The organism is Psychrobacter sp. PP-21, assembly GCF_033790785.1.
In the GTDB taxonomy this organism is placed as follows: domain Bacteria; phylum Pseudomonadota; class Gammaproteobacteria; order Pseudomonadales; family Moraxellaceae; genus Psychrobacter.
In genome coordinates this window covers 1-395 of the sequence record NZ_JAMYEB010000106.1, presented here as the reverse complement: position 1 = coordinate 395, position 395 = coordinate 1, and the positions used below count along the sequence as shown (strand labels likewise).

The 395-nt window shown below is 65.6% G+C and carries 1 protein-coding gene; it reads left to right on the top strand.

Annotation, left to right across the window (positions count from 1 at the left end):
* Positions 1 to 25: 25 nt before the first annotated feature.
* Positions 26 to 395: ComEC/Rec2 family competence protein (locus NJD71_RS14110; RefSeq protein ID WP_442967696.1), on the top strand; the 370-nt coding region annotated here is incomplete at its 3' end.

Genomic DNA, 395 nt, shown 5'->3' with positions numbered 1-395 from the left:
GGGCTTTTGGCTCTCGTTTGGTTTGGTGGCGGCTTTGCTGTGGGTGTCGTTCGGGCGGCTTGATGAAGGCAGGCGCGGCTGGCGTTTGGCGTTGGAAGGGCAATGGGCGGTGTCGTTGCTGTCGGTGGTGGCGCTGGGGGTGTTGTTTGCTTCGCTGCCGCTGATCAGCCCGCTGGTGAATGCGCTGGCGATTCCTTGGTTTTCCTGGGTGTTGGTGCCTTTGGCGCTCATCGCTTCGCTGCTGCCGTGGCCGCCTTTGCAATGGCTGGCGGCGGCGGTAGGCGAATACACCCTGCGCGCGCTGATTTGGCTGGCGGCGCATGCGCCGGAATATGCGGTGGCGGCGGCACCGTGGCCGCTGGTGGGGCTTTCGGTGGCGGCGGTGGGGCTTTTAC